The organism is Polaromonas sp. YR568 (assembly GCF_943371715.1).
Taxonomy (GTDB): Bacteria; Pseudomonadota; Gammaproteobacteria; order Burkholderiales; family Burkholderiaceae_C; genus Polaromonas.
The window spans coordinates 80,374-104,221 of record NZ_CALRVW010000012.1 but is presented as its reverse complement, the minus strand read 5'-3'; the positions used below and the strand labels follow the sequence as shown (position 1 = coordinate 104,221).

The 23,848-nt window shown below is 65.2% G+C and carries 21 protein-coding genes; 10 read left to right on the top strand and 11 right to left on the bottom strand.

All coding sequences use genetic code 11. From position 1 onward, the window contains the following. Position 1: 1 nt before the first annotated feature. From AAG813_RS10950 to AAG813_RS10925, 6 genes are all read right to left on the bottom strand, one after another. Positions 2-1,768: a branched-chain amino acid ABC transporter ATP-binding protein/permease gene (locus tag AAG813_RS10950; RefSeq protein WP_341914808.1), complete on the bottom strand. Its 1,767-nt coding sequence runs from the start codon at positions 1,766-1,768 to the stop codon at positions 2-4. A gap of 1 nt (position 1,769) precedes the next feature. Further along, complete coding sequence (locus AAG813_RS10945) at positions 1,770-2,810, bottom strand: branched-chain amino acid ABC transporter permease (RefSeq protein WP_341914806.1); 1,041 nt, start codon at positions 2,808-2,810, stop codon at positions 1,770-1,772. A gap of 89 nt (positions 2,811-2,899) precedes the next feature. After that, on the bottom strand, positions 2,900-4,039 hold the full coding sequence (locus AAG813_RS10940) for an ABC transporter substrate-binding protein (RefSeq protein ID WP_341914804.1): 1,140 nt from the start codon (positions 4,037-4,039) through the stop codon (positions 2,900-2,902). 91 nt (positions 4,040-4,130) lie between these two features. After that, a complete protein-coding gene (locus AAG813_RS10935) occupies positions 4,131-4,895 on the bottom strand; it encodes an SDR family NAD(P)-dependent oxidoreductase (RefSeq protein ID WP_341914802.1) in 765 nt (254 codons plus the stop codon). Further along, complete coding sequence (locus AAG813_RS10930; RefSeq protein ID WP_341914800.1) at positions 4,892-6,775, bottom strand: feruloyl-CoA synthase; 1,884 nt, start codon at positions 6,773-6,775, stop codon at positions 4,892-4,894. The genes AAG813_RS10935 and AAG813_RS10930 overlap by 4 nt, the downstream gene beginning before the upstream one ends. 29 nt (positions 6,776-6,804) lie before the next feature. After that, the gene (locus AAG813_RS10925; RefSeq protein ID WP_341914798.1) at positions 6,805-7,599 is read right to left on the bottom strand and encodes a crotonase/enoyl-CoA hydratase family protein; all 795 of its coding nucleotides are present in this window, start codon (positions 7,597-7,599) and stop codon (positions 6,805-6,807) included. A gap of 124 nt (positions 7,600-7,723) precedes the next feature. On the opposite strand from AAG813_RS10925, the gene AAG813_RS10920 reads away from it, so the two are divergent. Together AAG813_RS10920 and AAG813_RS10915 are read left to right on the top strand one after the other, a co-directional pair. Beyond that, complete coding sequence (locus tag AAG813_RS10920; protein WP_341914795.1) at positions 7,724-8,602, top strand: amidohydrolase family protein; 879 nt, start codon at positions 7,724-7,726, stop codon at positions 8,600-8,602. Further along, positions 8,599-10,440: an AMP-binding protein gene (locus AAG813_RS10915; protein ID WP_341914794.1), complete on the top strand. Its 1,842-nt coding sequence runs from the start codon at positions 8,599-8,601 to the stop codon at positions 10,438-10,440. The genes AAG813_RS10920 and AAG813_RS10915 overlap by 4 nt, the downstream gene beginning before the upstream one ends. Before the next feature lie 4 nt (positions 10,441-10,444). Here AAG813_RS10915 and AAG813_RS10910 read toward each other — a convergent pair whose 3' ends face one another. From AAG813_RS10910 to AAG813_RS10890, 5 genes are all read right to left on the bottom strand, one after another. Further along, positions 10,445-11,074 carry a 2-hydroxychromene-2-carboxylate isomerase gene (locus AAG813_RS10910; RefSeq protein WP_341914792.1) on the bottom strand — a complete coding sequence of 210 codons (630 nt, stop codon included), beginning with the start codon at positions 11,072-11,074 and terminating at the stop codon, positions 10,445-10,447. A 28-nt stretch (positions 11,075-11,102) separates the two neighbouring features. Continuing rightward, positions 11,103-12,143 carry a Gfo/Idh/MocA family oxidoreductase gene (locus AAG813_RS10905; RefSeq protein WP_341914790.1) on the bottom strand — a complete coding sequence of 347 codons (1,041 nt, stop codon included), beginning with the start codon at positions 12,141-12,143 and terminating at the stop codon, positions 11,103-11,105. Beyond that, positions 12,136-13,122 carry a tripartite tricarboxylate transporter substrate binding protein gene (locus AAG813_RS10900; RefSeq protein WP_341914787.1) on the bottom strand — a complete coding sequence of 329 codons (987 nt, stop codon included), beginning with the start codon at positions 13,120-13,122 and terminating at the stop codon, positions 12,136-12,138. Before AAG813_RS10900 ends, AAG813_RS10905 begins: the two co-directional genes overlap by 8 nt. Positions 13,123-13,174: 52 nt before the next feature. Beyond that, positions 13,175-14,545: a glucarate dehydratase gene (gene gudD, locus AAG813_RS10895; RefSeq protein ID WP_341914785.1), complete on the bottom strand. Its 1,371-nt coding sequence runs from the start codon at positions 14,543-14,545 to the stop codon at positions 13,175-13,177. 120 nt (positions 14,546-14,665) lie between these two features. Beyond that, positions 14,666-15,439 (bottom strand): FadR/GntR family transcriptional regulator, encoded by a 774-nt coding sequence (locus AAG813_RS10890; RefSeq protein WP_341914784.1) that lies wholly within the window; start codon positions 15,437-15,439, stop codon positions 14,666-14,668. 188 nt (positions 15,440-15,627) lie between these two features. Between AAG813_RS10890 and AAG813_RS10885 the strand changes: the two genes are divergently transcribed. The 8 genes from AAG813_RS10885 to glxR all read left to right on the top strand — a co-directional run bounded on the left by AAG813_RS10885 (position 15,628) and on the right by glxR (position 23,819). Further along, positions 15,628-16,437 (top strand): NAD(P)-dependent oxidoreductase, encoded by an 810-nt coding sequence (locus AAG813_RS10885; protein WP_341914782.1) that lies wholly within the window; start codon positions 15,628-15,630, stop codon positions 16,435-16,437. Positions 16,438-16,441: 4 nt separating this feature from the next. After that, positions 16,442-17,353: an SMP-30/gluconolactonase/LRE family protein gene (locus AAG813_RS10880; protein WP_341914780.1), complete on the top strand. Its 912-nt coding sequence runs from the start codon at positions 16,442-16,444 to the stop codon at positions 17,351-17,353. A gap of 26 nt (positions 17,354-17,379) precedes the next feature. Then, positions 17,380-18,363, top strand: a complete 984-nt coding sequence (locus AAG813_RS10875; RefSeq protein WP_341914777.1) for a TRAP transporter substrate-binding protein — start codon at positions 17,380-17,382, stop codon at positions 18,361-18,363. Positions 18,364-18,499: 136 nt separating this feature from the next. After that, on the top strand, positions 18,500-19,030 hold the full coding sequence (locus AAG813_RS10870) for a TRAP transporter small permease (protein ID WP_341914775.1): 531 nt from the start codon (positions 18,500-18,502) through the stop codon (positions 19,028-19,030). Between the two features lie 2 nt (positions 19,031-19,032). Further along, positions 19,033-20,316: a TRAP transporter large permease gene (locus AAG813_RS10865; protein WP_341914772.1), complete on the top strand. Its 1,284-nt coding sequence runs from the start codon at positions 19,033-19,035 to the stop codon at positions 20,314-20,316. Between the two features lie 34 nt (positions 20,317-20,350). After that, positions 20,351-21,901 (top strand): galactarate dehydratase, encoded by a 1,551-nt coding sequence (garD, locus tag AAG813_RS10860; RefSeq protein ID WP_341914862.1) that lies wholly within the window; start codon positions 20,351-20,353, stop codon positions 21,899-21,901. A gap of 44 nt (positions 21,902-21,945) precedes the next feature. Beyond that, the gene (gene garL / locus AAG813_RS10855) at positions 21,946-22,728 is read left to right on the top strand and encodes a 2-dehydro-3-deoxyglucarate aldolase (protein WP_341914770.1); all 783 of its coding nucleotides are present in this window, start codon (positions 21,946-21,948) and stop codon (positions 22,726-22,728) included. A gap of 194 nt (positions 22,729-22,922) precedes the next feature. Beyond that, positions 22,923-23,819, top strand: a complete 897-nt coding sequence (gene glxR / locus AAG813_RS10850) for a 2-hydroxy-3-oxopropionate reductase (RefSeq protein WP_341914768.1) — start codon at positions 22,923-22,925, stop codon at positions 23,817-23,819. The last annotated feature ends 29 nt before the right edge of the window (positions 23,820-23,848 follow it).

The following is a 23,848-nucleotide window of genomic DNA, read 5'->3' as shown; positions in this document are numbered from 1 at the left end:
ATCAATGTTCTGTGCCGAGGTAGGCGGCGCGTACCGCCGGGCTGGCCTGGATCTCTTCGGGCGTGCCTTCGATCAGGCGGGTGCCGAACTCCATGACCACGATGCGGTCGGTGACCTGCATCACCAGGTCCATGTCGTGCTCGACCAGCAGGATGCTCATGCCCTCGGCCTTGAGCTGGCGCAGTACCTCGATCAGCGCCTGCTTTTCCAGGTAGCGCAAACCGGCGGCGGGCTCGTCGAGCAGCAGCAGGGCCGGGTCGTTGCACAGCGCGCGCGCAATCTCCAGCAGCCGCTGCTGGCCCATGGCCAGGTTGCCGGCCAGCTCATGCAGGTGGTTGCCCATGCCGACGCGGCGCAGCTGCTGCTCGGCTTCGCGCAGCAGGCGTTGTTCTTCGGTGCGGTCCAGCCGCAGCATGGCCGACGGCGCGCCCTTGCTGCCGCGCAGGTGCGCGCCCAGCGCCACGTTTTCGAGCACCGTCATGTCGGCAATCATCTTGACGTGCTGGAAGGTGCGTGAAATGCCGCGTTTGGCGATCTCGCGCGAGGGCAGGCTGCTGATGGTTTCGCCGCGGAAGGTCACGCTGCCGCGTGTCAGGCTCAGTACGCCGGTGATCAGGTTGAAGGTGGTGGACTTGCCGGCGCCGTTGGGGCCGATCAGTCCGACGATCTGGCCCGAGGCCACCGAGAAGTTGATGTCGTTGACCGCGACCAGGCCGCCGAACTCCTTGCGGATGTTGCTGGCCTGCAGCACGATCTCGCCGGCGGCCGGCTTGGCGCGGTGCGGCAGCGGGGCGGCATCCTGCCAGTCCACCTTGCGCGGGGCCTTGGGCAGCTTGCGATCCACAAAGGCCCAGATGCCGTCAGGCGCGTACTTGAGCGTGAGGACCAGCAGCACGCCGAACACGATGGTTTCGTAGCTGCCGCTGGTGCCTATCAGCATGGGCAGCAGCACCTGCAGCTGGTCGGCCATGAGTTTGGTGATCGCCACGCCGGTGATGGCGCCCCAGACGTGGCCGGCGCCGCCGAGCACGGCCATGAACAGGTACTCGATGCCCACATGCACGCCGAAGGGCGAGGGGTTGACCGAACGCTGGAAGTGCGCAAACAGCCAGCCGGACACCGAGGCAAACAGCGCGGCAATCAGGAAGATGCCGATCTTGAAGCGCAGCGTGTCTATGCCCATGGACTCGGCCATTTGCGAGCCGGTCTTGAGCGAACGGATGGCGCGGCCCACGCGTGAATCGAGCAGGTGAATCAGCGCCAGCGTGCCCAGCAGCACCAGCGACCAGGTCAGCAGCAGGTAGACCCGCCCCTGGCCCAGCTCCCAGCCGAACAGCGACAGGCCGGTGACACCGAGAATGCCGTCGTATTTGCCCAGCGCGTCCAGGTTGCCCATGGTGTAGTACAGCGACAGGCCCCAGGCTAGCGTGGCCAGCGGCAGGTAGTGACCGGACATGCGCAGCGTGATCCAGCCCAGCACCACGGCGCAGGCCGCGGTCAGGCCCAGGCCGACGAGCAGCGTGACCCAGGGCGAGAGCCCGGCGTTCACTGTCAGGTAAGCGCTGGTGTAGGCGCCTATGCCCACGAACGCCGCCTGCCCGAAGGAGGTCAGGCCGCCGACGCCGGTCAGCAGGATCAGGCCCAGCACGGTCAGGCTGGAGATGCCGATGTAGTTGAGCTGGGTGATCCAGAACTCCGGCACGGGCAGGATGCAGACCAGCAGCAGCGCGGCGATCAGGAGCCACGGCCCCCATTTACGGAGGGTCATGTCAGTGCTCCTCGTCCGAATGCCCGCCCTTGAGCGAGCGCCAGAGCAGCACCGGCAGGATCAGCGTGAAGACGATGACTTCCTTGAAGGCGCTGGCCCAGAAGGAGCCGAAGGCTTCGATGATGCCGACGGCCAGCGCGCCTATGGCGGCGCCCGGGTAACTGGCCAGGCCGCCAATGACGGCCGCCACAAAACCCTTGAGGCCGATGAGAAAACCCGAGTCGTAAAACACGGTGGTGGTGGGGCCGATCAGCAGGCCCGACAGTGCGCCTATCAGTGCTGCCATGGCCAGGGTCAGCTGGCCGGCAGTTTGCGAGGAAATGCCCATCAGCCGCGCGCCGAGGCGGTTCACCGCCGTCGCACGCAGGGCCTTGCCATACAGCGTGCGCTCAAAAAACAGCCACAACATCACGATCAGCGCGATGGACGCCAGCGCAATGATCACCGCCTGGCCGGACAGGTTGACCGCCCCCAGGCTGAAACGTGCGTCCCAGAAGGGCGGGTTGCGAAACCCCTCAGCACCAAAAAACAGCAGGCCCAGGCCGGTCAGCGCAAAATGCACGCCCACCGACACGATCAGCAGCACCAGCGAGCTGGCATCGGCCAGCGACTGGTAGGCCAGGCGGTAGACCAGCGGCCCGAAACAGGTGACGATGCAAACCGACAGCAGGGCCTGCACCAGTAACGAAAACTGCTGTGGCGCGGCCCACAGCGTGACCAGCGACACCACGACCGGGGCGACCAGCACCTTGAGGCCGGCCAGCAGCGCGGTGCCGGCAAGCCGGTAACGCTTCCAGGTTTGCCAGACCTCGGCCAGTGCGGCCAGACCGGCCAGCAGCATCAGCAGCCAGATCGTGCCCGGCACCTTGCCGGTCTGCAAAATGGCCAGCGTGAGCGCGCCATAGGTGACGAACTCGCCCTGCGGAATGAAGATGACGCGGGTCACGGCAAACACCAGAACGGTGGCCAGTCCCAGCAGCGCATAAATCGCGCCATTGGTCAGGCCATCGACCAGCAGGATGCTGGCAATTGAAAAATCCATAACTACCTTCAGGAAACCCGTGAAAACGGTGGGCGCAGGGCGGGGCGGCTGGAGCCGACCCGCCCGCTGGCATGCGCAATGTCGCTTGCTTATTTAGGCTGCAATTTCCAGTCGCCATTGACGATCTGCATGATCACGCCGGTGTCGTCGGTGTAACCCGCGTGGTTGGTCGCGGTGTAGTTGACGGTGCCATGGAACAGCGGGATCGGGCCGGCGTTTTCAAGGGCGGCCTTGAGCGCACCGCGGAACTCCTTGGTGCCGGGCTTGGCGGATTTGAGGGCGATGGGGATGATTTTCTGCAGGATCACGGACGCGTCATAGGCGTGGCCGGCAAACGGGTTGCGGCTGTTCGGGCCGTAAAGCTTTTCCCAGGCCGTCACGTGGGTCATGGCCACCTGCTTGCTCGGGTGGTTCGCCGGCAACTGCTCGGCCACCACGCCCGGACCGGCCACGACAAACGCGCCTTCCACGTCCTTGCCGCCGACACGCATCAGGTCGCGCGAGGCCGCGCCGTGGGTCTGGTAGATCTTGCCCTTGTAGCCGCGCTCGATCAGCGCCTTGTGCGGCATGGCGGCACCGCTGCCCGAGGCAACGATCAGGATGGCGTCGGGATTGCCGGCGGTGACCTTCAGGGCCTGGCCGGTGACACTGGTGTCGGTGCGGGCAAAACGCTCTTCGGACACGAACTTCATGTCGGTGCCGGCCATCTTGACCTTCATGTCGCGCAGGAAGAGTTCGCCGTAGGCGTCGGCATAGCCGAGGAAACCGACCGTCTTGACGCCGGTTTTTTTCATGTGGGCTGCGATGGCGTGCGACATCACCAGCGTGGACTGCGGGGTGTTGTAGGACCAGGGGGCCTTGCCGGTGGACACGTCAATCGGCGCGAAGGTCAGGTGCATGGTGCCGGTTTCGGCGGCGACGGCGGCGACCGCGTTGGCCGGCGGCGTGGCGGCCGAGCCCATCAGGATGTCGACCTTGTCGTCCGTCACGAAGCGGCGGGCGTTTTTCGTGGCGTTGGTGGGGTCGGTGGCGTCATCAAGAATGATGACGTTGATTTTTTCCCCGCCAATGCTGGTGGGCCACAGGGCGATGGCGTTCTTGATCGGGATGCCCAGTGCCGAGGTCGGCCCGGTCAGCGGCAGGCTCACGCCAATGTTGATGTCGGCCAGGGCGACGCCTGTCGCCGAACCGGCCAGGGCGAGGACGAGTAGGGATTTGGTAAAGGTCATGCTAGGTCTCCTGTTGTAAAAATGGACACGAAAATCAAGGTGAGAACAAGGTTTGCAGGGTCCGGCAGGCGGGGGTGCACCTGCGCCTGTTTCAGCGTGGCGCCATGCGCAGGGCGCCGTCGAGCCGGATCACTTCGCCGTTGAGGTGGGTGTTGGTGACGATATGGCATGCCAGCTGCGCGAACTCTTCGGGTTTTCCCAGGCGCGGCGGAAACGGGATCGATGCGGCGAGCGACTGTTGCACCGGTTCGGGCAGCTGCTTCATCAGCGGCGTGCTGAACAGGCCGGGCGCGATGGTGCAGACCCGGATGCCGTGTTGCGCCAGGTCGCGCGCCATCGGCAGGGTCATGCCGACCAGGCCGCCCTTGGACGCGCTGTAGGCCTGCTGGCCCACCTGGCCGTCGAAAGCGGCGACCGAGGCGGTGAACATCATGACGCCGCGTTCGCCGTCTTCCAGCGGGTCCAGCTTCACGCAGTCGGCCGCAAACAGCCGGCTCATGTTGTAGCTGCCAATCAGGTTGACGTTGATGACTTTCGCGAAATCTTCCAGCGGCGCGGCCTGGCCGTCCTTGCCGACCACGCGTTTGGCCGAGCCGATGCCGGCGATGTTCATCAGGATGCGGGCCGGGCCATGCGCCGCCGTGGCTTTGGCCAGCGCCGCGACCACGCTGTCGCTGCTGGTGATGTCGCACTGACAGGCGACGCCGCCGATATCGGCCGCCACTTTTTCGGCCAGCGCAAGGTTGACGTCGAGCACCGCGACTTTGGCGCCCAGCCGCGCGAGCTCGCGCGCCGTGGCTTCGCCCAGGCCCGAGGCCCCGCCGGTGACGAGAGCGGCTTGTCCTTCGATCTTCATGGCTTGTCCTGTTGTGGCTGGATCGTGAAAGGCAGCGTACCGCCGTGCATTGCATCGGCAAGCGCTGCGCGGTGTTTGAGCACGGCGCGCTGGTTGATGGAACCCTTGTCGGTGACTTCGCCCTTGTCGATGGACGGCGGCTCGGCCATCAGGTACAGGCGGGCCACGCGGCTGGCGCTGCCGGTGGCGCTGGCGGCCAGCGTGTTGGCCACTTGCTGGAAGTGCGCCTGTACTGGCGCGCTTTCCAGCACCTGCTGCAGGGGTGCATGGTCCGGCAGGCCGGCCAGCTTGCGCACGGCCGGGGTCGGGAAAATGAGCGCCCCGACTTCATTGAGGTTGATGCCGGTGATCACCGCGTCCTGCACATAAGGTGCGCCGGCGGCAATGATCTTGGCCCGCAGCGGCCCCACGCTGACAAAGGTACCTGTCGCGAGCTTGAAGTCTTCGGCGATGCGGCCGTCAAAACGCAGGCCCAGGTGCAGGTCGTTTTCGTCGATCCACAACACGGCATCTCCGGTCGAGAAAAAGCCTTCCTCGTCGAAACTCTCCCGCGTGGCTTCGTCGTTGCGCCAGTAGCCCGGCGTGATGTTCGGGCCTTTGTAGCGCACCTCGGTCTTGCCGTCGACCGGCACCAGCTTGAGCTCGAGTCCGGGTGTGGGAACGCCGAGGTGGCCGGCCTTGACGTTGGGGTTGGTGACGAACACCGCAAAAGGCGAGGACTCGGTCATGCCCAGACCGGTGCCCATGACGATGCGTTCACCGATCTCGCGTTCCTGGGTCTCGTGCAGCGCATCCCACACGGGCTGGGCCAGTGCCGCGCCGGAGTAGAAAAACATCTTCACGCGCGACAGCAGGTTCTTGCGCAGGACGTCGTCTGTCTTCATGGCGTTGGCGATGGCTTCGAAGCCGGTCGGTACGTTGAAGTACAGCGTGGGCGCAATTTCACGCAGGTTGCGCAGGGTCTCGCCCATCAGTGCCGGCGTCGGTTTGCCGTCGTCGATGTACAACGTACCGCCGTTGTACAGGGTCAGCCCGACGTTGTGGTTGCCGCCGAACGTGTGGTTCCAGGGCAGCCAGTCCACCAGCACCGGTGGCTCTTCGGCCAGCACCGGCATCGACTGGCGCATCTGCTGCTGGTTGGCGCACCACATGCGGTGGGTGTTGACCACCGCCTTGGGCATCTTGGTCGAGCCGGAGGTGAACATGAACTTGCTGATCGTGTCGGGCCCGGTCGCCTGCATCGCGGCGTCCACCTGGGCGGTCGGCGCGGTCGCCAGCAGCGAGGCCAGCGACGTCGTCGGCCGGCCTTCGAGCGAACCCTCGTGCAGCACCACTTCCACGTCGGCACCGACGGCCGCCTGGATGGCCTTGCCGTAACGCGCCGCATCGGTGGCAAACACCAGCCCCGGGGTCAGCGTGTGAAGGATGTGGCGCAGCTTGTCGTAGTCCTGGCTGACCAGGCAGTAAGCCGGCGAGGCGGGAGAGTAAGGAATGCCGGCATACAGACAGCCCAGCGCGAGCTGCGCATGTTCCAGCCCGTTTTCGCTGAGGATCACCACGGGTCGTTCAGCGTTCAGGCCCCGATCCAGCAGCGCCTGCCCGATGGCGCGCGCGCTGGCCAGCGCCTGGCCGTAGCTCAGATGCTGCCAGTCGCCGGTGCTGCCGTCGGCCTGGCGGACCCGGCGCGCCAGAAAACTGCGTTCCGGCACGGTTTCCGCCCAATGCAGGAAGCGGTCCGTGATGCGCGCCGCATAGTCGCCCAGCGTCTGGTCGGCCTTGATGTAACGCGTCCCGCCGGCGCCTTCGCGAACCGCGATACGTGTCACGCCGAAGGTCAGGGGCCGGTAGCGGGGGGCGGAAGTGGGTGTTGTCTCGCTCATGTCTTTTCTTGTCGGGGCTGTGGAGGGGATCAGTCTTTGCTGACCTTGTTGGCCTTGCCATCAAGGAAGGCCTTGACCCGGGCCTTGGCCTCGGGCGCGCTCTGTGCGATGGCGGCCATCAGGGACTCGGTGAAAAAGCCCTGGTCAGCGGGTTGCTCGGCGATGCGGGGCAGGGCGTGCATCAGCGCGTAGTTGGTCAGCGGCGCATTGGCGGCCACCCGCTGCGCCAGCGCCAGCGCCTTGTCGAAGGCCTGGCCTTCTGGCACCAGGTACTGCGCAAAACCGGCGCGTTCACCGTCCTCGGCGTTGTAGACCCGGCCAGTCAGCATCATGTCGGTCATGCAGGCTACACCCACCAGCTTGGGGATACGCACCGATCCGCCACCACCGACAAAAATACCGCGCGAGCCTTCCGGCAGCGCATAAAACGCGGATGCGTCGGCCACGCGGATGTGGCAGGCGCTGGCCAGCTCCAGGCCGCCGCCGACCACCGCGCCGTGCAGCGCGGCAATCACCGGCACCGGGCCGTACTGGACCCGTTCCAGCGCCGCATGCCACATGCGGGAGTGGTGCAGGCCCTGGCCCGCATCACGCTCCTGCAGTTCGCCGAGATCCAGGCCGGCGCAGAAATGGGCGCCTTCGCCGTGGATCACGGCCGCGCGCACGGTCGCTGGCAGGTTGTCAAACAGGTCGCGCAGCGCCAGAATCAGCCCGTCGTTGAGGGCATTGCGTTTGGCGGGACGGCTCAGGCGGATCACGGCGATCTCCTGGTGGTCGCCGCGAAGTTCAAGCTGGAGGTCGGTAGAGGGTTTTTTGGTGCTCATGGGATGTTTGCAAGTTGCATCGATTATTGTTATAAACAATAACCAATTCAATTGACTTTACGCCCTCATTTATCAGTGTTAACCCGCATGAGGCGTGCAACAAGTCGAACCACCAGGAGACAGCATGGACTACGAGAACCTCATTGCGATTGACATTCACACCCACGCCGAGGTCAGCTGCTGGAATCCGTTCGACAACTACGGCGAGGAATACGACCGCGCCGCCGACAAATATTTCAAGAACAGCCGCCGGCCGACGATAGAGGAAACCGTGGCCTATTACCGCGAGCGCAAGATCGGGCTGATCATGTTCACGGTGGATGCCGAGACGCAGATGGGCCGGCGACGCATCCCCAACGAGGAAATCGCCGAAGCCGCCAAGAAAAACAGCGACATGATGATGGCCTTTGCCAGCATCGACCCGCACAAGGGAAAAATGGGTGCCCGCGAGGCGCGCCGGCTGATCGAGGAGCACGGCATCAAGGGATTCAAGTTCCATCCCACGGTGCAGGGCTACCACCCGTACGACAGGATGGCCTGGCCGATTTACGAGGTCATCAACGAGTACAAGATGCCGGCCATTTTTCACACCGGGCACAGCGGCATCGGCAGCGGCATGCGTTGCGGCGGCGGCTTGCGGCTCGAATACTCCAACCCGATGCACCTCGATGACGTGGCGATCGACTTCCCGGACATGCAGATCGTCATGGCGCACCCCAGCTTTCCCTGGCAGGACGAGGCACTCAGCGTGGCGACCCACAAGCCCAACGTCTGGATCGACCTGTCGGGCTGGAGCCCCAAGTATTTCCCCAAGCAACTGGTGCAATACGCCAACACGCTGCTCAAGGACCGCATCCTGTTCGGCAGCGACTACCCGCTGATCACGCCGGACCGCTGGATGAAGGATTTTGAAGACGCCGGTTTCAAGCCGGAAGTGATGCCCGGCATCCTGAAAGGCAACGCCATGCGGCTGCTCGGCCTGGGGCAAACGCCCGCCGCATGACCACGACCGCCTTCCGGGGGCTGGCCGACATCGAGGCGCTGGAGCGCACGCCCTACGAGCGGGCGATCCCGGGGCGCACCACCTACGGCCTGATTGCCCGGGCGGCGCAGCGTTTTGCCGGCCGTGACGCGTTTCGCTACCTGCCCAGTGGCGACCTGCAGCAGCCGCCCACGGTCGTGAGTTACGCCGAACTGCTGGCGCAGATCCACCGGGCGGCCAACCTGTTCCGCTCGCTGGGTGTCGAGCCAAGCGATGCCGTGGCCATTCTGGCGCCGAATATCCCCGAGACGCAGTTCGCGCTGTGGGGCGCGCAACTGGCGGGCAAGGCCTGCCCGATCAACTACCTGCTGCAGCCCGAGCACATTGCCGCCTTGCTTGAAGCGTCCGGCGCCAAGGTGGTTGTTGCGCTCGGTCCCAATGACGAGCTCCCGCTCTGGCCCATGGTCGAGAAAGTGCTGGCGATCCGGTGCCTGCCGGTGCTGCAGATCCGCGTCGGTGACCACGCGGCGCCGGGCGTGCCGGTGTTCCAGGATCTGCTGGCGCAGGCCGGCGACGTGCTGGCGTTTGATCCCCAACTCACGCCCGACCGCATTGCCGCCTGCTTCCACACCGGTGGCACGACCGGCTCCCCCAAACTTGCGCAGCACACCCACGGCAACGAGGCGCACACCGGCTGGTTTGCCCATCAGTTTTACGGCTTTGACGAACACACGGTGGAGCTCAACGGTTTTCCGCTGTTCCATGTGGCCGGGGCTTTTGTCTACGGCCTGTCTATGCTCGCCATCGGCGCGACCCAGGTCCTGCCCACACTCAGCGGCATGCGCAACCCCGCGTTCACCAAAAACTACTGGAAGTTCTGCGAACGCGAACGCGTGACCGCGCTGGCCTGTGTGCCCACCATTCTTGCGACGCTGGCCAACCTGCCGGTCGATGCAGACATCTCGTCGATCCAGGTCGCCTACACCGGTGGCTCGCCGCTGCCCGCGGAACTGGCCGCGCAGTTCGAGCGCAAGCCGGGGATTGCGGTGCGCAACATCCTGGGCATGACCGAGTGCGCCGGCCTGGTGTCCATCGAGCCGCTGGCGGCGCCGCGTGTGCCCGGCTCGACCGGCCTGCGCCTGCCCTACACCGAGGTGCGTGCCGTGCCCTGGCAGGGCGGCGTGGCGCAATTGGGCGAGACCTGCGCGGCCGGGGAGACCGGCGTCATCGTGCTGCGCGGACCGCATGTGAGCCCGGGCTACACCGAGGCTGCGCGCAACACCGGCATGTTCGAGGGTCCGTGGCTGGTCTCCGGTGATCTCGGCCATATCGATGCACAGGGCTACATCCACCTGACCGGCCGCGCCAAGGACGTGATCATCCGCGGCTCGCACAACATCGACCCCGGCCTCGTCGAAGACGCTTTCCTGGCGCACCCGGCGGTGGCCCTGTGCGCCGTGGTCAGCGAGCCCGACGCCTATGCCGGGGAGCTGCCCGTGGCCTTTGTCACGCTCCGGCCCGGCATGTTTTGCGACCCGGCCACGCTGCTGGCCGAGGTGGTGCCCCATGTGTACGAGCGGCCGGCGGCGCCCAAACGCGTGACCATCATCGAGGTGATGCCGGTGACGGCGATCGGCAAGATCTACAAGCCGGCGTTGCGCCTGCGCGCCATCGAGGTCAAGCTGGCCGAGATGCTGGCAGACGTCAAGGGCGCCACCGTGCGGGGCGAAGAGCGCGGCGGCAGCCTGTCTGCCGTGGTGACGATTGCGTCGGCGCGTGATGATGCGCTGCAGCGCCGGCTGCGCGAGCGCCTGGCCGCGATTGCGGTTCCGGTGGAATTCGTTTTCTCTGCAGCCTGAGCGCTTACCAGCCGCCGCTGTCCAGCCACTGTTCCACCAGCCCCAGGTTTTCCACACCCCAGAAGGGCTCGCCGTCCACCACCACGGTGGGTGAGCCGAAAATGCCGGCTTTGAGCGAGGCTTCGACCGCGTTGCGCAGCAACTGCCTGGCTTCCTCGCTCTCGATGCCTTCGCGCAGGCCCTGTGCGTCCAGGCCCGCAGGCAGGGCTATGGCCGCCACCGCCTCCGCGGTGGACAGATCCCGGCCTTCTGCCCAGTAGGCGTGGTAGATCGCGTGCGCCAGCGGCACGGCGAGGTCGGGCTGGTGCTGCTTGACCCAGTAGAAGGCACGGCCCGCAGCGCGCGGGTCCATCACCGGGGCGTCCAGATCCCGGTTCACCTGCAGGCCGTGGCGGCGCATGTAGCGTTTCGCGTCGCGGCGGATGTAGTCGCCCTTGAGCGGCGTGTCGAGCAGGGGCTTGAGCCCCATGACCTTGAGCACCGAGACCCCCAGCAGCATCGCATGCCATTCGACGGTGCGGCCGTGCTGCGCTGCCAGCGGCTCGATGCGCAGTGATGCGAAGTAGCCGAAGGGCGAGATGAAGTCGAAGTAGAAATGCAGCGGTGCGGATGTGGACAAGGGCGAGGGGTTCATGGACCCAAGCGTAGCCGAAAGACCGCGGTCAGGCCGTGAGGGACACGGCGGCGCCGCTGCCAGAGGACGTCATCATCGCCGCAATCATCCGGTGCACCTGCAGGGCCGAGCGCCCGGTGACGGCCGGCTCGGTCTGGTTTCGGATGGCAGCCACAAAATCCTGCAGCACGGCGCGGTGCGCCTGGTGGTCGAAGGCCATCATGTTCGCGCCGGAACCCGACGCCTGTGGGCTACCGGCATGGAATGTCTGGCCGTCCATCCGTTCGGCGTGAAACTCCCCGGCTTCGAGCGTGGCCGAGCCTCCGGTGAAATTGAGGCTGATCCGTTCAGGAAATCCCGGGTAAGCCGCGGTGGTCGCGTCGATGCTGCCGATGGCGCCGTTCGGGTAGTGCAGCACGGCGGCAACCGTGTCTTCACATTCCATGCGGTGCAGGGCGCTGGTGCTGGCCATGGCGCTCACCTTGTCCGGCATGCCGGTCAGGCACAGCAACAGGTCCAGCGTGTGGATGGCCTGCGTCATCAGCACACCACCGCCGTCGCGCGCCAGGGTACCGCGGCCGGGTTCGTCGTAATAACTCTGCGGGCGCCACCAGCGCACGCTGGCCGATGCGCTGACCAGGCTTCCCAGCGTGCCGCTGGCGACCAACTGCGCCAGCGCGCGGGCGGCCTCGCGCATCCTGTGCTGCAGCATCACGGCCAGCTTCACGCCTTCGCGCTCGCACACCTCCACCAGCTGCTGCGCCTTGTCCAGGCTGACTTCCAGCGGCTTTTCCACCAGCACATGTTTGCCGGCTCCGGCCACACGCCGCACGATGTCAAGGTGGGTGTTGGGTGGTGTCAGCACCAGCACCGCCTGCACGGTGTTGTCGTCCAGCAGGTCTTCCAGGCGCGTGCTGGTCCGGACGCCGGCAGGAAGTTCCAGCGCGGCCAGGCGCCCCGCGTCGCGGCCGATGACCCAGGCCAGCTCCAGCTCGGCCTGCAGGTCCTGCAGGCTGCGGAAATGCGGCGCGCAGGCCTGACCCGCGCCGACCACCGCCACCCGCATTCTGGAGGGGGCGTCCTTACTCAAGCTTGATGCCGGCGGCCTTGATGACTTGCGCCCATTTCTCGACTTCGGCCTTCTGGAAAGCCGCCACCTGATCGGGCGTCATGCTGGAAGGCTGCATACCCAGGCTTTTGAGCCGGTCCTGCATTTCGGTGGTCTGCAGGATCTTCATGATCTCCGCATGCAACCGGTCGACGATGGGTTTGGGGGTGCCGGCCGGCACAAAAATGCCCTGCCAGGACACCACTTCGAAGCCGGGCACACCCGACTCGGCAATCGTCGGCACGTTGGGCAGCGACTCCAGGCGTTTGGCCGAACTCACGGCGATGGCGCGTACCTTGCCGCTCTGGATGTGCGGGCCGGCCACCACCGTGGTGTCAAACATCATGTCGACCTGGCCGCCGATCACGTCCTGGATGGCCGGGCCGCTGCCCTTGTACGGCACATGGACGAACTGCGTGCCCGACTTGAAGCCCAGCAGTTCCAGCGTCATGTGTTGCGAGGTGCCGTTGCCGGCCGATGCCGAGGAGATGGTTTTCGGCTTGGCTTTCGCCGCCGCCAACACATCCTGCAAGGTCTTGTAAGGGCTGTCCGCCTTGACGATCAGCACCACCGGGTTCGAGCCGATCAGCACCACGGGTGAAAAGGACTTGATCGGGTCGTAGCCGAGTTTGGGGTACAGGCTCACATTGATGGCGTGCGAACTGATGGTGCCGCCCAGCAGGGTGTAGCCGTCGGCCGGTGCGCGCGCGGCCACTTCCGAACCGACACTGCCGCCGGCACCGCCCTTGTTCTCGATCACGATGGTGGTGCCCAACGCCGCGCCCAGCTTCTGGCCGATCAGCCGCCCGAGGATGTCGGTCGTGCCACCGGCCGGGAAGGGCACGATGTAGCTGATGGGTTTGGACGGCCATTTGTCCTGGGCCCAGGCGGCGGCGGAGCCGAAAAGGGGCAGAAGTGCGGCCGAGGCCAGCGTGGTTTGAAGCAATGAACGGCGTTTCATGTTTGTCTCCTTCTTGTGGTGATGAAAATCAGGCGCTGGATGCAGGGAGAAACTACCGGACCATGCAGGGCATCTTGGCGTTGAAGGTCCAGTTCGGCACCAGGTACTGCATGGCGATCGCGTCGTCGCGTGCGCCCAGGCCGTGCTGCAGGTAAAGCTGATGCGCTTTTTCAACCTCCGCCATGTCGAGCTCCACGCCCAGGCCGGGGACCTTGGGAACGGCCACGCTGCCGTCCACGATCTGCAAGGGCTGTTTGGTCAGGCGCTGGCCGTCCTGCCAGATCCAGTGGGTGTCGATCGCGGTGACCTGGCCCGGTGCTGCCGCCGCCACGTGGGTGAACATGGCCAGCGACACGTCGAAATGGTTGTTTGAATGCGAGCCCCAGGTCAGGCCCCAGGTCTGGCACATCTGCGCCACCCGCACCGAGCCCTGCATGGTCCAGAAGTGCGGGTCGGCCAGCGGAATGTCCACCGCCTGCAAGGTGACGGCGTGCGCGAGTTCGCGCCAGTCGGTCGCCACCATGTTGGTCGCTGTTTTCAGACCGGTGGCGCGGCGAAACTCCGCCATCACTTCACGGCCCGAGAAAACGCCTTCGGCGCCGCAGGGGTCTTCGGCATAAGCGAGTTCCCGCTGCCGGTCCCGGCACAAACGCACCGCGTCTTTCAGCAGCCAGCCGCCGTTCGGGTCCAGCGTGATGCGCGCGTCGGGGAAGCGTTCCGACAGCGCGATGATGGCCTCGATTTCTTCCTCGCCGCGCAGCACGCCGCCCTTGAGCTTGAAGTCCTTGAAGCCGTAGCGCTGGTGCGCCGCTTCGGCCAGCCGCACCACGGCCCGGGCATCCAGCGCGGGTTCATGGCGCAGCCGCAGCCAGTCGTCGTCTGCGTCCGGTTCGCTCCGGTAAGCCAGGTTGGTCTGCCGGCGATCGGCAATGTAGAACAGGTAGCCCAGCATGGCGACCGACTCGCGTTGCTGCCCCTCGCCCAGCAGGGCGGCGACCGGCACACCGAGAAACTGTCCCAGCAAATCGAGCAGGGCGCTTTCCACGGCGGTCACGGCGTGGATGGCGACGCGCAGGTCAAAGGTCTGGTTGCCGCGGCCACCGCTGTCGCGCCCGGCAAATTGTGTGCGCAGGGTGCTCAGGATCTGGTTCCAGTGGCCCAGGGACTGGCCTTCGACCAGTGCACGGGCGTCCTCCAGCGTCCTGCGGATTTTCTCGCCACCCGGCACTTCGCCGACGCCCGTGCGGCCCGAGCTGTCGGTCAGCAGCAGCAGGTTGCGCGTGAAAAACGGGCCGTGCGCGCCACTCAGGTTGAGCAGCATGCTGTCATGACCGGCGACCGGGATGACTTGCAGGCGGGTGATGTGCGGCGTGTGCGAAGCTGCCGGGGCGGCAGAAGGGGCGGGCGAGCGGGCGTCAGGCATAAAGGCAGGAAATAAGACAACAGACCGGTTTAAAGATCAGTCATCGTACAACATGAGGCGAGTGATGACCTTGGGGAATTCCCTGATTCAGCCCCTGCCGGCGTGCCGGCTCAATGCAGGTCAGCTTGCGGCAGGAGGGCTTGCGGACTCGACGGCCTGGCCCTTGCGCAGTCGCTCCCGGCTGTTCGAGAGGTGGGTGCGCATGGCCGCCCGGGCGGCTTCGGCGTCCTGGCTTCGAATGGCGTTGTAGATGTTTTCATGCTCACCGTTGACGCGCTGCAAATAACTCAGCCGGCCTTCGGGCGCGCTCTGCGGCGTGTTCACGCGGGTGCGCGGAATGATCATGGTACCCAGATAGGTCATGAGGTCCGCAAAGTGGCGGTTGCCGGTGGCGCGGGCCACCTCCATGTGGAACTGAAAGTCGGGCGGGACGGCGTCGGAGTCCGCGTGGATCGAGTCCTGGAAAGCCCGCAGGGCCGTGGCCATGGCCTCGAGGTTTTCCGTGGTTCTCCTCTGGGCAGCGAGGCCGGCGGCCTCGGTTTCCAGGCTGATGCGCAACTCCAGCACCGAAATGACATCGGCCACCGTGGCGAAGTCGGCCGCGGCAATCTTGAAGTTGCCGGCGTCGCGGTTTTCGATCACAAAGGTGCCGATGCCGTGGCGTGTCTCCACCAGACCGGAGGCCTGCAGTTTGGAAATCGACTCGCGCACCACCGTCCGGCTCACATCGAAGCGGGCCATGATTTCGGCCTCGGTGGGCAGCTTGTCGCCGGGCTGGAGCTGCCCGGCGCGGATGCTGGCGGCCAGGCTTTCAACAATTTCGGTGACCAGGCCGCGAGGGCGGCGCACACGCGGTGCGTCGTCAAGAGGGGTGGCCGTCAGATTCGATTCCATCGGGTTTGCTCGGGTAGGGGTTTGCCTTGATCTGACCAGAAAACACTTGACAGGGGATGCTGCCTCATTAAAAATTCCTAGTCATCAGACAACGTATAACTGATATCTTATTGAACTGAAGCTACTTTAGCAAACCTGATGTAAAAGTCCAGCGTTTGCCACCCTCCCATTTTCAACCAGAGACAAGCATGACCATCCGGGTTCACGAAAAACTGCTGCTGACCGGCGCCGCCGGCGGCTTGGGTCAGGCCCTGCGTGAGCGCCTGAAAGCCAATTGCAGCGTGTTGCGCCTCTCGGACCGGGTCGCCTTCGCCGCAGCCGGCGCGGGGGAGGAAGTGGTGCTGGCCGATCTGGCCGACGCCGCGGCCGTCGACGCCATGGTCCAGGGCGTGCAGGCCATCGTGCACCTGGGCGGAGTATCGGTCGAAGGGCCGTTCGGTCCCATCCTGCAGGCCAACATCCTGGGCCTCTATAACCTGTACGAAGCGGCGCGCAAACACGGCGTCAAACGCGTGGTGTTTGCCAGCTCCAACCACGTCACCGGCTTTTACCGGCAGAGCGAAACCATCGATGCCGATGCGCCCGCGCGGCCGGACGGCCTGTATGGCGTCAGCAAGGCTTTCGGTGAAGACCTGTCGCGTTTTTACTTTGACCGCTACGGCATTGAAACGGCCTGTGTGCGCATTGGCTCCTCCTTTCCCGAGCCGAAAGACAGGCGCATGCTGGCCACCTGGCTCAGTTTTGACGACCTGCACCGGCTGATCACCGCCTGCCTGACCACCCCGGTGCTGGGGCACAGCATAGTGTTCGGCATGTCCGACAACGCCGTCACCTGGTGGGACAACAGCCGCGCGCGCCACATCGGTTATGCGCCGCAGGACAGCTCGGACATCTTCCGCGAGGCGGTGTACGCCCGCACCACGGCGCCCGACCTCAACGACCCGGCCGTGCAGTTCCAGGGCGGCGGCTTTGTCAAAGCCGGCCCGTTTGCCGATTGATGCCATGAGCACCGGCGCCGAACTTCTGGTGGATTGCCGCAATGCAACCGGCGAGAGCCCGGTCTGGCATGTGGCCGGGCAGGCGCTCTACTGGGTGGATATCCCGGCGCGCCAGCTGTGCCGCTGGCAGGCCGCCACCGGCGAGGTCACGACCTGGCTGGCGCCCGAAATGCTGGCCTGCATCGCCTCCTGCGGCCCCGAGACGCATTGGGTGGCAGGCCTGGAAACCGGGGTGTTCGAATTGCGCCTGCACGAGGACGGCTCGCTCGAGTCCAAACGCCTGGCCGAGGTCCGGCATGAACAGGACGGCATGCGTTTCAACGACGGCCGCTGCGACCGGCAGGGCCGCTTCGTGGCTGGCACCATGATGCGCGATATGTCGCTGGGCGCCCGTACCGGCTGCGTCTACAGCTATGAAAAAGAGAGCGGTCTGAAAGAACGCCTGAGCGGCTTCATCACCCCCAACGGCCTGGCGTTCAGCCCCGACGGCCGCACCATGTACCTGTCGGACTCCCATCCCTCGGTGCAGATGATCTGGGCCTTCGACTACGACACCGCAACCGGCACGCCCTCGCGGCGCCGGCCCTTTGTCGACATGAACCCCTTGCCGGGCCGCCCCGACGGCGCCGCTGTGGATGAAGACGGCTGCTACTGGATCTGCGGCAACGATGCCGGGCTGATCCACCGCTTCACACCCGAAGGCAGGCTGGACCGCTCGCTGGCCGTGCCCGTCAAGAAGCCCGCCATGTGCGCCTTCGGCGGCGCCGGGCTGGACACCCTGTTCGTCACATCGATACGCCCGCACGGCGTGGACCTGTCCGACCAGCCGCTGGCCGGCGGCCTGTTTGCCCTGCGCCCCGGTGTGCGGGGCCTGGCCGAGCCGCTGTTTTCCCCCGTTCCCTTCCGTCATTCATGAATAACCATTCCTACAAGGAGACAACCATGACTTTCCGCAGACAACTCATCGCCTCGGCGGCACTGGCCGCTGCCACTTTCGCCCTGCCGCTGGCCGCGCAGGCGCAAACTGTCCTCAAGGCCGCCGACGTGCACCCGGCCGGCTACCCGACGGTGGTGGCCACCGAAAACCTCGGCAAGAAGCTTGAAGCGGCCACCAAAGGCAAATTCAAGATGCAGATGTACCCCGGCAGCGTGCTGGGCGACGAAAAAACCATGATCGAGCAGACCCAGATCGGCGCGATCAACATCCTGCGCACCTCGCTGGGCCCTGTCGGTGCCGTGGTGCCGGACGTCAATGTCTTCAACATGCCGTTCGTGTTCCGCAACGAAGCCCACATGCGCGCCGTGATCGACGGCCCCATCGGCCAGGAAATCCTCGACAAGGTGACCAACGGCCCGACCCGCATGGTGGCGCTGGCCTGGATGGACGGCGGCTCGCGCCACCTGTACACCAAGAAGCCGGTCAAGACCCCGGCTGACCTCAAGGGCGTGAAAGTCCGCATGATGGGCAACCCGCTGTTTGTCGACACCATGAACGCCATGGGCGGCAACGGCATTTCCATGGGCTACGGCGAGGTCTTCAGCGCGCTGCAGACCGGCGTGATCGACGGTGCCGAGAACAACCCGCCCAGCCTGTTCACCTCCAACCACTACACCACCGGCACCAAGTACTACGCCCAGACCAACCACCTGATCATTCCCGAAATGCTGGTGATGTCCAAAGTGACCTGGGACAAGCTGAGCAAGGACGAGCAGGCGCTGGTCAAGAAGTTCGGCCGCGAAGCGCAGTTCGAGCAGCGCGCGCTGTGGGACAAGAGCGTCGCCGACTACACCGCCAAGCTGAAAGCCGCCGGCGTGCAGTTCACCGAGGTGGACCAGAAGCTGTTTTTTGACGCCACCGCACCGGTGCGCGCCAAGTACGGCGCCCCGTACGCCGACCTGATGAAACGTATCGCCGACGTCAAATAACAGAAGCAGCCAGCAGAAGGCAGGACGCGGTGCGAACCTGTGTCCTGCATCCCCCGGCGCTGCTGCGGCAGCGTCATGAACAAGGCGCGCAGGCCGGCCCCCCCGAGGGCCGACCTGCGGGCATGAGACAACACACATGATCAACACCCTTCAACGCGCCATCGACGGGCTTTACCTGGCCTGCATCTGGGTCGCCGGCCTGTCCATTGTGGCCATGAGCCTCATCATTCCGGTGGGCGTGTTTGCCCGTTATGTGCTCGGTTATGGCGCGCAGTGGCCCGAGCCGATTGCCATCTTGCTGATGGTGGTGTTCACCTTCATCGGCGCGGCCGCCGGTTACCGCGCCGGCGCCCACATTGCCGTCGGCATGGTCACCGACCGCCTGCCACCGCCGCTGCAAAAGCTTTTTTCGATCGTGGTCGATCTGCTGATGATCATCGCCAGCCTCTTCATGATCATCTGGGGCTTCAAGCTGTCCATGGAAACCATGAGCCAGTCGCTGGCGGCGATCCCGTCGATTCCGGTGGGCCTGACCTATGCACCGCTGCCGATCGGCGGCCTGTGCACGCTGGTGTTTGTGCTCGAGAAGCTGTTTCTCGGCGCCCAGCACGGGCGGGCGGTGGTGCGCTTCGACCACCAGGTGGATGACTCTGTGGCGGAGGCCTGATCATGGATGCGCTCGTTTTACTCGGAAGTTTCATGGTGCTGATCCTGATCGGCATGCCGGTCGCCTATTCGCTGGGCCTGGCGGCCCTGATCGGCGCGGTGTGGATAGAACTGCCGCTGGACGCGGTCATGATCCAGATCGCCAGCGGCGTCAACAAGTTCTCTCTGCTGGCCATCCCGTTTTTTGTGCTGGCCGGCGCCATCATGGCCGAGGGCGGCATGTCGCGCCGCCTGGTGGCGTTTGCCAGTGTGCTGGTGGGCTTTGTGCGCGGCGGGCTGTCGCTGGTCAACATCCTCGCGTCCACCTTTTTTGGGGCGATCTCCGGCTCGTCGGTCGCCGACACCGCGTCCATCGGCTCGGTGATGATCCCCGAGATGGTCAAGAAGGGCTATCCGCGCGATTTCTCGACCGCGCTGACGGTGAGCGGCTCCATCCAGGCGACGCTGATTCCGCCCAGCCACAACGCGGTCATTTATTCCATGGCCGCCGGCGGCTCCATCTCGGTGGCTGCGCTGTTCATGGCCGGCGTGTTGCCGGGCCTGCTGCTGGGCCTGACGCTGGCCATTTACTGCCTCTACATCGCACGCAAGCGCAACTTCCCCAAGGGGCATGCCATTCCGCTGGCGCAGGCGCTGCGCATCTGCGCCGACGCCCTGTGGGGCCTGATGACCATGGTCATCATCCTGGGCGGCATCCTGTCGGGTGTGTTCACGGCCACCGAGTCGGCCTCGATCGCGGTGCTGTGGGCATTTTTCGTGACCATGTTCATCTACCGCGACTACAAGTGGAACGACCTGCCCAAGCTGCTGCACCGCACCGTCAAGACGGTGTCCATCGTGATGATCCTGATCGGCTTCGCGGCGGCCTTCGGCTACATCATGACGCTGATGCAGATTCCGCTGAAGGTCACCGCCTTGCTGACCTCGATGACCGACAACCGCTACCTGATCCTGCTGGCGATCAACTTCATGCTGCTGGTGTTGGGCACGCTGATGGACATGGCGGCGCTGATCCTGATCCTCACGCCCATCCTGCTGCCGGTGGTGATGGCCGTGGGCGTGGACCCGGTGCATTTCGGCATGATCATGATCGTCAACCTCGGCATCGGCCTGATCACGCCGCCGGTGGGCACCGTGCTGTTTGTCGGCAGCGCCGTGGGCAAACTGCCGATTGAAAAAGTCGTGCGTGCGCTGATGCCGTTTTTTGCGCTGCTGGTGGTGGTGCTTGGCATCGTGACCTACGTGCCCGCGCTGTCGCTGTGGCTGCCGCGCCTGGTGGGCGTCTGAGGTGAGCACCGCCCGCGCGCCGCTGTACATCCGCATGCATGCGGACGACAACGTGGCCATCGTGGTCAACGACGGCGGCCTCGGCCCAGGTGCCACCTTTGCCGACGGCCTGGTGCTGCGTGAAAAGGTGCCACAAGGCCACAAGGTGGCGCTGGTCGATCTGCCGCAGGGCACTGCGGTGCGGCGCTACAACGTGCCCATCGGTTTTGCGCTGAAGGACATTCCCGCCGGCAGCTGGGTGCACGAGCGCCTGCTCGAGATGCCGGCCGCGCGTGGACTCGAAGGGCTGCCGATCGCGACCGTGAAGCCGACTGTGCAGGCGCCGCTGGAAGGCTACACCTTCGAGGGCTTCCGCAATGCCGACGGCTCCGTCGGCACCCGCAACATCCTTGCCATCACCACCACGGTGCAGTGTGTGGCCGGCGTGGTCGAGTTTGCGGTCAAACGCATCAAGGACGAGCTGCTGCCGCGTTTTCCGAATGTGGACGATGTGGTCGGACTCGAACACACCTACGGCTGCGGTGTTGCCATCGACGCACCCGACGCCATCATTCCGATACGCACGCTGCGCAACATCAGCCTGAACCCCAACTTCGGTGGCGAGGTGATGGTGGTCAGCCTGGGCTGCGAAAAGCTGCAGCCCGAGCGCCTGCTGCCGCCCGGCACCATCCAGATCGTCGACGAGCGCAGCGTGTCCGATGTTGGTCTCAACGCCGAAGCTCCGCTCGATGTGGTCTGCCTGCAGTCCGAGAACCATGTCGGCTTCATGTCCATGATCGATTCCATCATGCAGGCCGCCGTGCTGCACCTGGAAAAGCTCAATGCGCGCCGCCGCGAAACCGTGCCGGCCAGCGAGCTGGTGGTCGGTGTGCAGTGCGGCGGCAGCGACGCGTTTTCCGGTGTCACGGCCAACCCGGCCGTCGGTTTCTGCACCGACCTGCTGGTGCGTGCTGGTGCCACGGTGATGTTTTCCGAAACCACCGAGGTGCGCGACGGCATCGACCAGTTGACCTCGCGCGCCAGCACCCCCGAAGTTGCCGAAGCGATGATCCGCGAGATGGCCTGGTACGACGCCTACCTGCAAAAGGGCCAGGTGGACCGCAGCGCCAACACCACGCCCGGCAACAAGAAGGGTGGACTGTCCAACATCGTCGAAAAAGCCATGGGCTCCATCGTCAAGTCCGGCAGTGCACCCATCAGCGGCGTGCTGGCACCCGGTGAAAAGCTCAAGCAAAAGGGTTTGATCTACGCCGCCACCCCGGCCAGCGACTTCATCTGCGGCACGCTGCAGCTGGCCGCCGGCATGAACCTGCATGTGTTCACCACCGGCCGCGGCACGCCGTACGGACTGGCCGAGTGCCCGGTGATCAAGGTCGCCACCCGCAGTGACCTGGCCCGGCGCTGGCACGACCTGATGGACATCAACGCCGGCCGCATCGCCGACGGACAGGCCAGCATTGAAAACATCGGCTGGGAGCTGTTTCACCAGATGCTCGACGTCGCCAGCGGCCGCAAGAAAACCTGGGCCGAACACTGGAAGCTGCACAACGCGCTGGTGCTGTTCAACCCGGCGCCGGTGACCTGATCGTCACATTCCCCACATTCCACCTCCTTTAAAAGCAAGCCCTCATGACACAAGTTGTTCCCTATCAGTCCTTTCCCAACAGCTTCAAGCGCGACCTGCGCGCCGGCAAGACGCTGATCGGCTGCTGGTCCTCGCTGTCCAACGCCATCACCACCGAGGTGCTGGGCGTGGCCGGTTTCGACTGGATCCTGCTCGACGGCGAACACTCGCCCAACGATGTTGCCACCTTCATCCCGCAGCTCATGGCGCTGAAAGACAGCCCCAGCGCGCCCGTGGTGCGGCCGTCGTCCAACAACGAGGTCGAGATCAAGCGCCTGCTCGACGCCGGCTTCTACAACTTCCTCGTGCCTTTTGTTGAAAGTGTGGACGAGGCGAAACGCGCGGTGTCTGCCACGCGTTACCCGCCCGAGGGCATACGCGGCGTGTCGGTGTCCCAGCGCAGCAACCGCTACGGCACCGTGCCCGACTACTTCAAGTCCATCAACGAGCACATCTGCGTGATGGTGCAGATCGAAAGCCGCGCCGGCGTGGCGGCAGCGCGCGACATTGCGGCGCTGGACGGCGTGGACTGCATTTTTGTCGGCCCCTCGGACCTGGCCGCGGGTCTGGGCCACCTGGGCAACGCCGGCCACCCCGAGGTGCAGGCTGCCATTGCCGCGGTGTTTGCCGATGCGAAAGCCTGCGGCAAACCCACCGGCATCCTCGCGCCGGTGGAAGCCGATGCACGCCGCTACATGGCCATGGGCGCCACCTTTGTGGCCGTCGGCAGCGACCTGGGCGTTTTCCGCGGCGCGACGCAGGCACTGCGCGACAAGTACCTGGCCTGACTTTTTCCGTGCTCCCGGACACCATGAACCCTACAAGGCGTTCGAGGCATGGATGGCGGGTCAGGCCCGCAATGACAGGCAGGGGAACGGCGTTCGATCTGACATCCCGGACTCGATCCGGGATCCATGCCTCGGCCACCTGAACCACGGCTCAGGGGCAGCCAATTTTTTAACGATCAACTGGAGTATCTGAAATGAGCAAGCTGGGTTTTATCGGTCTGGGCATCATGGGCGCGCCCATGGCCGCACATCTGGTCAAGGCCGGCCACGAGGTCTTCCTGGCCACCCGCAGCAAGGTGCCCGCCGAGCTGCTGACCGGCCAGGCCGTAGCCTGTGCCTCGGCGCAGGAAGTGGCCGAAAAAGCCGACATCATTTTCATGATGCTGCCCGACACGCCTGATGTGGCCAAGGTGCTGTTCGGCGACAAGGGTGTCGCTGCCGGCCTGAAGGGCAATGGAAAAGGCAAGACGGTGGTCGACATGAGTTCGATCTCGCCCATGGACACCAAAGACTTTGCGAAGAAGATCAACGAACTCGGCGCCGACTACCTCGACGCACCGGTCTCCGGCGGCGAAGTCGGCGCCAAGGCCGCCAGCCTGACCATCATGGTGGGCGGGCCCGACTCCGCGTTTGAGCGCGTCAAGCCGCTGTTCGAACTCATGGGCAAAAACATCACGCTGGTCGGTGGCAACGGCGACGGCCAGACCTGCAAGGTCGCCAATCAGATCATCGTCGCGCTCAACATCGCCGCCGTCGGTGAAGCCCTGCTGTTTGCCAGCAAGGCCGGCGCCGACCCGGCCAAGGTGCGCCAGGCGCTGATGGGCGGTTTTGCTTCGTCACGCATTCTGGAAGTGCACGGCGAACGCATGATCAAGCGCACCTTCAACCCGGGTTTTCGCATCGGCCTGCACCAGAAAGACCTGGGCCTGGCCCTGGCCGGTGCCCGCACCCTGGGCGTGGCGCTGCCGCAAACCGCCGGTGCCGCCCAACTCATGCAGGTCTGCAGCGCCAATGGCATGCAGGACCTCGACCACTCGGCCCTGGTGCGCGCACTGGAGCTGATGGCCAACCACGAAGTCGCCAAGGCCTGAGCCGCGGCGCACGCTTCCCCCCATTCAAA

Excerpts from the sequence above, each read along its gene's own strand:
- AAG813_RS10950 (WP_341914808.1), bottom strand. The coding sequence starts at position 1,768 with ATGACCCTCCGTAAATGGGGGCCGTGGCTCCTGATCGCCGCGCTGCTG.
- garD (WP_341914862.1), top strand. The coding sequence starts at position 20,351 with ATGCATGCGGACGACAACGTGGCCATCGTGGTCAACGACGGCGGCCTC.
- AAG813_RS10935 (WP_341914802.1), bottom strand. The coding sequence starts at position 4,895 with ATGAAGATCGAAGGACAAGCCGCTCTCGTCACCGGCGGGGCCTCGGGC.
- AAG813_RS10920 (WP_341914795.1), top strand. The coding sequence starts at position 7,724 with ATGGACTACGAGAACCTCATTGCGATTGACATTCACACCCACGCCGAG.
- AAG813_RS10875 (WP_341914777.1), top strand. The coding sequence starts at position 17,380 with ATGACTTTCCGCAGACAACTCATCGCCTCGGCGGCACTGGCCGCTGCC.
- gudD (WP_341914785.1), bottom strand. The coding sequence starts at position 14,545 with ATGCCTGACGCCCGCTCGCCCGCCCCTTCTGCCGCCCCGGCAGCTTCG.
- AAG813_RS10930 (WP_341914800.1), bottom strand. The coding sequence starts at position 6,775 with ATGAGCGAGACAACACCCACTTCCGCCCCCCGCTACCGGCCCCTGACC.
- AAG813_RS10910 (WP_341914792.1), bottom strand. The coding sequence starts at position 11,074 with ATGAACCCCTCGCCCTTGTCCACATCCGCACCGCTGCATTTCTACTTC.
- AAG813_RS10940 (WP_341914804.1), bottom strand. The coding sequence starts at position 4,039 with ATGACCTTTACCAAATCCCTACTCGTCCTCGCCCTGGCCGGTTCGGCG.
- garL (WP_341914770.1), top strand. The coding sequence starts at position 21,946 with ATGACACAAGTTGTTCCCTATCAGTCCTTTCCCAACAGCTTCAAGCGC.
- glxR (WP_341914768.1), top strand. The coding sequence starts at position 22,923 with ATGAGCAAGCTGGGTTTTATCGGTCTGGGCATCATGGGCGCGCCCATG.
- AAG813_RS10865 (WP_341914772.1), top strand. The coding sequence starts at position 19,033 with ATGGATGCGCTCGTTTTACTCGGAAGTTTCATGGTGCTGATCCTGATC.
- AAG813_RS10870 (WP_341914775.1), top strand. The coding sequence starts at position 18,500 with ATGATCAACACCCTTCAACGCGCCATCGACGGGCTTTACCTGGCCTGC.
- AAG813_RS10945 (WP_341914806.1), bottom strand. The coding sequence starts at position 2,810 with ATGGATTTTTCAATTGCCAGCATCCTGCTGGTCGATGGCCTGACCAAT.
- AAG813_RS10915 (WP_341914794.1), top strand. The coding sequence starts at position 8,599 with ATGACCACGACCGCCTTCCGGGGGCTGGCCGACATCGAGGCGCTGGAG.
- AAG813_RS10880 (WP_341914780.1), top strand. The coding sequence starts at position 16,442 with ATGAGCACCGGCGCCGAACTTCTGGTGGATTGCCGCAATGCAACCGGC.
- AAG813_RS10900 (WP_341914787.1), bottom strand. The coding sequence starts at position 13,122 with ATGAAACGCCGTTCATTGCTTCAAACCACGCTGGCCTCGGCCGCACTT.
- AAG813_RS10925 (WP_341914798.1), bottom strand. The coding sequence starts at position 7,599 with ATGAGCACCAAAAAACCCTCTACCGACCTCCAGCTTGAACTTCGCGGC.
- AAG813_RS10885 (WP_341914782.1), top strand. The coding sequence starts at position 15,628 with ATGACCATCCGGGTTCACGAAAAACTGCTGCTGACCGGCGCCGCCGGC.
- AAG813_RS10890 (WP_341914784.1), bottom strand. The coding sequence starts at position 15,439 with ATGGAATCGAATCTGACGGCCACCCCTCTTGACGACGCACCGCGTGTG.